The following is a 7,453-nucleotide window of genomic DNA, read 5'->3' as shown; positions in this document are numbered from 1 at the left end:
ACGGCGCCGTGGATCTGCGAGAACGCCATCGCGGCGACACCACCGGCCACCAGCAGCCCGCCCAGGATCGTGACCAGCGCGGCGCCGGCGATCGCCGTCTTGGCGATCGCACCCACCAGCACCGGATTGGCGCGGATCCACGTCGTGACCTGGCCGACCACGGCAGCCGTGCGCTCGGTCAGTTCCTTGAACTGCGGCAGCAGGGTCTGGCCGATCGATTGCGACACCACCACGGCGGTGTTCTTGAGCAGCTGCAGCGCGTTGGCCGAGGTGGCCACCCGCGCGGCGTACTCGGCCGACATCGAGCCGCCGTAGCGCTGCGCATCGGCCACCTTGGCGAAGTTGCCCTGCAGCAGTTCCAGATTGGTGAGCAGCGGTGCGATCGCACCGATCGACTCGCGGCCGAACAGCTGCGTCATGGTCGCGGCCTGTTCGGCCTTGGGCAGTGCGCGCAGCTTCTGCAGCACCGACATGATGGCGCCGCCGGCATCCTTCTGCATGACCTCGGCCATGGCGGTGGCCTTGATGCCCAGCTTGTCGAAGGCCTCGCGCTGGCTCTTGGTGGCAGACTCGCCCGAGGCCAGGGTGAGCAGCATGTTCTTGATGCCGGTGGCCGAGACTTCCGACTCGATGCCCATGCCGGCGACGGTGGCGCCCAGTGCCGCCAGCGGGCCGCTCTGCAGACCGGCCACCTCGCCCAGGGCACCAATTCGGTTCACCACCGCGCTGATCTTGTTGACGCTGGCCGGGCCGGTGTTGCCGAGATAGTTGATCTTGTCGGCCAGCACGACGACTTCGTCCTGGCCCATGCGGAAGGCCGTGCGCCAAGTCGCCATGGTCTGGCCGGCGTCCTCTGCACTGCTGTCGAAGGCCACGCCCATCTTGGCCGCGTCCTCGGCAAAGCGGACCAGTTCCTGGCGCGGGATGGCGGCCTGGCCGGCGGCCGCCACGATCTTGGCAATCTCGGCCGGCAGCATCGGCAACCGCATCGAGAGGTTCTCGACATCGCGGCCCATCTGCAAAAACTGCTGCGGCGTCTTGAAGTCCACGACCTTGCGCACGTCGGCCATGGCGGATTCAAATTCCATCGCATCGCGGATGGGTAGCGCAGAGGCGCCCAGTGCACGCTGGCCCGCGAACGCCATGCCGGCGCCGTAGGCACTGGCCTGCAGGCCGGCGTTCTGGATGCGGGCGCTACGACGCTGCGCAGCGTCGATCGCCGCCAGCCGCTGCTGCTGGGCGCGCATGGCGGTGTTGGTGCTTTCGATCTCGCTGCGCAAGCGGCGTTCGTGGGTGACCAGCTCGCGCGTACTGATCCCGGCCGTTTCCAGGCGACCACGCAGGCGCTGCAGGCCGGCCTCCTGCGCGCCGTGTGCGGTCTTGAGCTCGCGTGCAGTGCGCACGGCGCGCTCGAACTCGGCATTCATCGCAGCGGTGGGCGTGCCGGTGGCCTTGATCTGTTGGGCGAGCGTGCGCACTGATTGCCGCTGCGCATCGAGCGCGGCCTTGGCGCGCTGTGCCAGCGCCACCTGTTCGCGATAGGCGCCGATGTCACGGTGCTGGCTGTTGAGTTGACGCAACGCGTCGCGCTGATTGCGCAGTGCGGAGGCAACGCCACGGCTGCCATTGAGCACGCGCCGGAACGGACCGGTGGCGCGATCGACAGCGGCCAGGATGACCTGCAGGCGCAGATTGTCGGAGGCCGCCATTTAGGCGGCCTCGTTCGTGGGGTAGCGCATCATTCGGCTCCGCTTCGCAGGCGGGCACGCTCGCGCCACGCCGTGAGTTCGTGCAGCGACCAGCCGTCCATTTCAGACGGCGGCCAATGGAAGACGGCCGCGATATCGGCCATCGCATCCTCTACGCAGTTGGGAGGTCCGCTTCCCTCAGCGCCTTCGGCAAGAAAAAAACCACGGCCTCCTGGCCGACCGCCAGCAGGTCGGCCGGATCCATCGCGTTGACATCGGCAGTGGTCAGCGTGGGCGAAGAGATACGCGGCAACAGGATCGCCAACGCGGTGACATCCATCTGCAGCAGCTCGGCGAGTTTGAGGCCGCGCAACTCGCCGGCGCCGGGCTTGCGCACCCTGAGTTCGGTGATGGTCTGCTCGCCGCGCACGATCGGTTGGTCCAGGGGAATGGCTGGGGAAAAGGTCGGGGTCATCGGAAGGTCTCAGGGCAGAAGAAGCCCGGCGGCGCCGGGCCGGAAGGGTCAGGCGCCGATGGCGAGGCGTTGGGCGGCGAGCAGATCCACGCCGTTGACGATCTCGGTCATGTTGACCAGGTCGATCTCGATCACGGTGGCGCCGTTGATGACCAGCTTGTAATAGCTGGCCGAGGTCTTGACGGAAAACTCGGTGTCATCGCCGGACTTGCCGGTGCCTGGATCGATCTCGCTGTGGCGGCCGCGCACGACCACTTCCACGGCATCCACATCGCCGCTGTCGTCGCGTTGATAGGCGCCTGCGAAGCGCAGCTGCACGGCGTTGTGGCGGGTGGCGCCGTACTGATTCAGCACACCGCGCATCAGGCCGCCGCACTTCCATTCGAGCTCGATCTTTTCCTGGCCGAAGTCGATATCGACCGGTCCGTTCATGCCGCCGCCACGGTATTCCTCCATCTTGCGCGTCAGCGTGGGCAACTTCACCTCGACCACCTGGCCGAGATAGCTCTCACCGTCGTTGAACAGGTTGAGCGCTTTGAGTTTCTTGGGCAAAGCCATGGGGTTCTCCGGGAATCGATGGCGGGTGCGTTACGCGTTGACGCGGTCGGCGAAGTCGGCCAGGTAGCTGGTGGTGATCTTCTGGTACAGCTGCAGGTTCTCCAGCGGCGGCACCGGCGTGTAGTCGTAGTCGATGCGCAGCGCGCCATCGGCCAGCGTGGTGGCGCTGTTGACCGTGCCGTCGTACCAGGCGTTGGCATCGATCAGATAACCGGACGACTTGAGGTCGCGGAACTTGGCGTTGATCGTTTCCAACAGGTCTTTGACCAGCGAGGGATGCATCGGCTTGTCGACGTAGAACGCCACGCCCTCGGCGATGGTGTCGGCCAGGATCTGTGCGGTGCGCGTGGCCGTCTCGAAGGCGAACATCGCGTCCTCGGCGCACGTGCGCGACCCCCAGAAGCGTTGCCCGTTGAAGGTCACCAGCGTGGTGATGTCGCCCTCGTTGAGCACGCCCGCATCGGTGCCCGGATCCTGCAGATCCCAATGCACATCCTTGGAAATGCCGGTAACGCCCGCCACGGGCACGTTGGACAGGCTCTTGTGCCAGCCCTGCTCGGTGTCGATCTTGGCGCGCAGGCCAAGCGCACGCGCAGTGGCATACGCGGCGGTCGTGGTGCTGGTGGCGGTGTCGAAGGCCAGGAAGTCGGGCCAGATCAGCATCAATTCGCGATCGCTGAACTCCCCACGGTAGATGACAGCCTCGGCGACTGTCTCGGCGACGGGGCGCACATACGCCATGGCGCGCAGCTTCTTGGCGATCGTCGCCAGTGCCTTGGCGACCGGCAGCGTGTCCAGGCCTGGCGCGCCCAGGATGCGCGGGCGCACACCCAGCTGCGCCTGCGCGGCGAGCAACGCATACAGACCGGTATAGCTGCTGGACTCGGTCTTGCCGATGACGTTGGCGGTGGTCTTGGCCGCGTCTTCGTCTTCGGCCACACGCACGACGATGGTCACCGGGTTGGTTTGGTCGGCGATGCCCTGCAGCGTGGCACGCAAGGTGCCCTGGGTGCCGGCGCTGGCGATCGCGCCGAGTACATCGGTGATCAGCACCGGCTTGTTGAGCGGAAAGATTTTTTCATCCGCATCGGCGGCAGTGGCGACCAGGCCGACGACGGCAGTGGAGACGGTGCGGATGGTGCGCGTGCCGGCGCTGACTTCGATGACGCGCACGCCGTGGTGGTAGGTGGTGGACATAGATTCCTCGATCAGGACGAGCGGAAGCGGAGCGGGATGGTCAGGCGCGAGCGCGCATTGGCGGGCGCAACGTCGGTGCGTTCGCCCTCGAGCGTCAGCACGAAATTGCCAGGCGCATCACCGACGACCAGGCCGACGCGGGTCAACCGCAAACGCGGCTCCCAGCGCATCAGCGCGGTAGCGGTAGCGCCATAGAGCAGCGTGCGGGTGGCGCCGTTGAACGGCTGGTCGATCAGTTCGGGTAGCAGCGAGCCAAAGTCGCGGCGCTGCTCACGCGTGCCGATGGGCGTGGTGAGGATGCAGGCGATGGATTGGGCCAGGTGCTGCTCGCCCTCGATCACGCGACCGGTCACCGCATCGACGCCAATCACTGCGGACCACCGCTGAGCGCGCTGCCGGCGGTCACGCCGGTGGTCTTGTGGTTCTTGAGGCTGATCCCGCCGCCGAGCACATCGGTGGTTGCGGTTGCGGTGCCGACCACGTGCACATCGCCGTTGACGGTCAGCGGGCCGTTGAGCGTGATGCCGCCATCGGCCGTAATGGTCGCGGTGCCGCCGCTGGGCAGGGTCGCCTGCAGCGCATGCGCATCGGTGTCGTAGTGGATCTGCGCGCCGTCGACAAAGCGCAGCACGTGCAGCGTGTCGGACGCGGCAGGCGCTGCGAATTGATCCGAGTAGAGGCCGCGCAGCACCAAGCCATCGGCCAGGTCGCCAGCCGGCGATAGCACCACGACTTGTTCGCCAACAGCCGGCGCGGACCAGACGATGGTGCTGCCGGCCAGGGTGACGACCCAGGGCAGATAGTCGGTCAGCATCTCGCCGACCTGCACGCGGCATCGTGCGTTGACCAGATTCACCTCGGCGACAGTGCCGAGGCGAATGGCGTTACTCAGTGCGGAGGATGCGTTGCCCATGTAGCCATGGTCAGTGGCTGCGCGCTGTGGCGCACTGCGATCGCTGCGTAAAGCGCAGGGCTACACAGCAACGTCATCGGGCGCCTTGGGCAGCACCGACCAGGCCTGTGCATCTTCGTCCCAGACCAGTGTGCCGTCCACCGTCATCGGTGGTGCCACAGTGGTGAACTGCCCCGGCAACGCGACGCCTGCAGCAAGGCGCGGTGCGATCGCGCCGGTGGCTTTTTCCCACACCAGCGCGGCACTGTAATCCGGATCTGCGCGCCAGCTCGCGCGCACAGCGTCCCACACGTTACGGCGGTAGTCGCTGGGCAAGAAGGTGATCGGCTGCGACGTGGTGCAGCCCTGCGGCAGGGCATCGCCCAAGGCGAGCGTGTTGGCGATCGGCAGAGCGGTGTCGGTGCTGTAGAGCATCACGCCGCGATAGTCCGGCACAACCTCCCAGCTCGCAGTGGCTGACGATAGGCGGTGCCGTTGATACAGCCCCGCAGGCGGCGCTGGCGCAGTGGCAACCGTGTTGGGCGGCAGTGGGTAGCGCCCTTCGAGCTCGGACAAGTAGACCGTCACCGGGCCGGTGTATTCACCGGTGGTGGAATCAAAGGCGTACGCGGTGCTGGTGTGCGGGAGCGTGTTGGTCACGGTCGGTCCTCAGTAGGCAATGCAGTAGGTCATGCGCAGGCCGGCTGGCAGGTTGTCTGCTCCGCCGGCCGCGTTGACGGTGATGGTGTGTGCGTGTGCGCCCGCGCCACGGTGATCCACGTCATGGGCGTGACTGCCGCCCTCGCCGATACCGATGCTATGGCTGTGATTGCCGGCACCATTCATGCCAATGTTGTGGGCATGGTTGCCTGCGCCATCGGTACCGAACGTGTGGGCGTGGTTGCCGCCGGCACCCGTCGAACCGTCTGAGGGGGATGCGTCGTTATCCCGCTCGCGATAGACGCCATAGCCGTTGACGGGATTGGACGGAATCACGCCCGGATGGGTGTGGTCGCCAGAGGCGCTGGTGCTGCCGCTGTGTCCATGCCAGCCCTGCGTGTCCGTCCACGCGCCGTGGGCATGGTCGCCGGAGGCACTGGCACTGGCGCCGTGCGAATGGTTGCCGGCGCCGTAGAGCGCGATGTAATGCGCGTGATCGCCCACCGCTGCAGCACTGGCGCCATGCGTATGACTCAGCAGCTGCCCATTGCTGTGAATACCAACAAATTGTGCGGAGTTGGTGTGGGTCACCGTGGTGCCCTCACGCATCAACGGCAGATTGAAGGTGGTGCTGCCATCGCCCGCGCCGTAGACCGTGCCGATGGCGGCGAACAGCGCCGCATACTTGGCGCGCGAGATGGCAGCGCCATCGCAGACCAGCAGGCCGCTCGGTGGATACAGCGAGGCCATGACGACGATCTGACCTGGCAGCAAGAACGAGCTGGGCACGTTGAGCATGTTGCGGAAATCGCGGTACCACGCGCCCTCCTGACCATCCAGAAAGTCTGCATCCAAGCCATTACCAGGGCCGACATGAAACGTCGCCGCAGAGCGAAGGCCAAGCATGTTGCGCGCCGCTGCCGCAGTCGGTCGGGCCAATAGCCCTTTGATGAACTCGGTGGGTGCAGCATCGCCCAGGCGGGCATTCAACACGGCGATCAGGTTCGCGGGCGAAAGCGCCCGCTCTTTGTCGAGCCCTTCGATTGCTTGCGCATCAGTGGACAAGCGCACCACGCCAGGCACATCCACCGTTGCTGCTGGATCGGTGAAGTTGGTATCGCCGAAGGTGATCTGCGCGGTGTCCACATCGGCCAACACCACGTCGATCGCCAGCAGCACCGAGGCAGCACCGGACTTCTCCACCAGCAACGCGGGTTGGCCGTAGGCAGCGAACAGCGTGCCATCGGCCAGGTACAGGCCGAACCCGTAGCAGCTGTAGACGTCGTTGGATTCGTCGCGCACCGACACGTGGATCGTGTCCTTGGCCGTGACCGAACCACCGATGGTGGTCAGGCGCTTGATCTCGGACGGCAGCGCCGGGAGCGCGGCATCGGCCACGAACGCGGCACTGTTCAATCCGACAGCGGCGATGGTCACTGCCTGCGTGCCGGTCTGCTTGGCGTTGACCAGGGCCTGGCGGCCGGCGGTGGTGATCTTGAGTTTGAGTCCGGGCATGTGTGCTCTCTAGCTCGCCTCGCCCTGCAGACGCAGGAACAAGGTGGTTCTGCCGCGTGCCACGACGTTGAGTCGGGCCTCGGCCTGGAATCCTTGGGTGAAGGTGAAGTGCGAGCGCACGGGCTTGGTGCGCTCGACCTCGGCGATGACTTCCTCGACGAAACGGGCGCTGGCGCTCTGCCCATCGGCACCGGTCAGCGTCAGCGCAAGCTCGAAGGTATGCGGCTGGCCGCGCGGCTCCTGCTGCCACCACTCGCGGATGGCCACCGCGCCGCCGAACGACTCGACCACCATCCGCACGCTGTTGGCGGTGCCCTTGCGGCGCTGGATCGCCATGGCACTGCGCAGGCGCGAGCGCTTGACCGCATCGCTCCAGTCGGCCTTCCAGTCGTCGACCGAGAGCGTCCACGCCAGCCATGGCAGATGGCCGGCCGGGCACGTGTCCGGGTTCCACAGATCGGGGTACGG

At 66.4% G+C, this 7,453-nt stretch carries 10 protein-coding genes; all 10 read right to left on the bottom strand.

Going from position 1 to position 7,453, the window contains the following annotated elements; genetic code table 11:
• Window positions 1-1,709, bottom strand: a 1,709-nt coding sequence (locus tag ABS769_RS21890; protein ID WP_350498287.1) for a phage tail tape measure protein, incomplete at its 3' end; no start/stop codon positions are given.
• A 29-nt stretch (window positions 1,710-1,738) separates the two neighbouring features.
• Window positions 1,739-1,852 (bottom strand): GpE family phage tail protein, encoded by a 114-nt coding sequence (locus ABS769_RS21885; RefSeq protein ID WP_017120157.1) that lies wholly within the window; start codon window positions 1,850-1,852, stop codon window positions 1,739-1,741.
• An 8-nt stretch (window positions 1,853-1,860) separates the two neighbouring features.
• Window positions 1,861-2,163, bottom strand: coding sequence for a phage tail assembly protein (locus ABS769_RS21880; protein ID WP_350498286.1), 303 nt, complete (start codon window positions 2,161-2,163; stop codon window positions 1,861-1,863).
• Between the two features lie 48 nt (window positions 2,164-2,211).
• Window positions 2,212-2,721 (bottom strand): phage major tail tube protein, encoded by a 510-nt coding sequence (locus ABS769_RS21875; protein ID WP_350498285.1) that lies wholly within the window; start codon window positions 2,719-2,721, stop codon window positions 2,212-2,214.
• A gap of 30 nt (window positions 2,722-2,751) precedes the next feature.
• Window positions 2,752-3,918: a phage tail sheath protein gene (locus ABS769_RS21870; RefSeq protein WP_317063453.1), complete on the bottom strand. Its 1,167-nt coding sequence runs from the start codon at window positions 3,916-3,918 to the stop codon at window positions 2,752-2,754.
• Window positions 3,919-3,929: 11 nt separating this feature from the next.
• On the bottom strand, window positions 3,930-4,289 hold the full coding sequence (locus ABS769_RS21865) for a GPW/gp25 family protein (protein WP_350498284.1): 360 nt from the start codon (window positions 4,287-4,289) through the stop codon (window positions 3,930-3,932).
• The gene (locus ABS769_RS21860; RefSeq protein WP_317063390.1) at window positions 4,286-4,831 is read right to left on the bottom strand and encodes a phage baseplate assembly protein V; all 546 of its coding nucleotides are present in this window, start codon (window positions 4,829-4,831) and stop codon (window positions 4,286-4,288) included. Before ABS769_RS21860 ends, ABS769_RS21865 begins: the two co-directional genes overlap by 4 nt.
• Before the next feature lie 60 nt (window positions 4,832-4,891).
• A complete protein-coding gene (locus ABS769_RS21855) occupies window positions 4,892-5,470 on the bottom strand; it encodes a phage tail protein (RefSeq protein WP_317063388.1) in 579 nt (192 codons plus the stop codon).
• A 9-nt stretch (window positions 5,471-5,479) separates the two neighbouring features.
• Window positions 5,480-6,985 carry a phage tail protein gene (locus tag ABS769_RS21850; protein ID WP_350498283.1) on the bottom strand — a complete coding sequence of 502 codons (1,506 nt, stop codon included), beginning with the start codon at window positions 6,983-6,985 and terminating at the stop codon, window positions 5,480-5,482.
• A gap of 9 nt (window positions 6,986-6,994) precedes the next feature.
• Window positions 6,995-7,453: phage tail protein I (locus tag ABS769_RS21845; protein ID WP_350498282.1), on the bottom strand; the 459-nt coding region annotated here is incomplete at its 5' end.

The organism is Xanthomonas hortorum (assembly GCF_040279205.1).
GTDB classification, from domain to species: Bacteria; Pseudomonadota; Gammaproteobacteria; order Xanthomonadales; family Xanthomonadaceae; genus Xanthomonas; species Xanthomonas hortorum_F.
The sequence above is the reverse complement of the archived record's forward strand: the minus strand, read 5'-3'. Positions and strand labels throughout refer to the sequence as shown.

Bases quoted from the DNA above. Each gene is read 5' to 3' on its own strand.
- ABS769_RS21885 (WP_017120157.1), bottom strand. From the start codon at position 1,852: ATGGCCGATATCGCGGCCGTCTTCCATTGGCCGCCGTCTGAAATGGAC.
- ABS769_RS21880 (WP_350498286.1), bottom strand. From the start codon at position 2,163: ATGACCCCGACCTTTTCCCCAGCCATTCCCCTGGACCAACCGATCGTG.
- ABS769_RS21875 (WP_350498285.1), bottom strand. From the start codon at position 2,721: ATGGCTTTGCCCAAGAAACTCAAAGCGCTCAACCTGTTCAACGACGGT.
- ABS769_RS21870 (WP_317063453.1), bottom strand. From the start codon at position 3,918: ATGTCCACCACCTACCACCACGGCGTGCGCGTCATCGAAGTCAGCGCC.
- ABS769_RS21860 (WP_317063390.1), bottom strand. From the start codon at position 4,831: ATGGGCAACGCATCCTCCGCACTGAGTAACGCCATTCGCCTCGGCACT.
- ABS769_RS21850 (WP_350498283.1), bottom strand. From the start codon at position 6,985: ATGCCCGGACTCAAACTCAAGATCACCACCGCCGGCCGCCAGGCCCTG.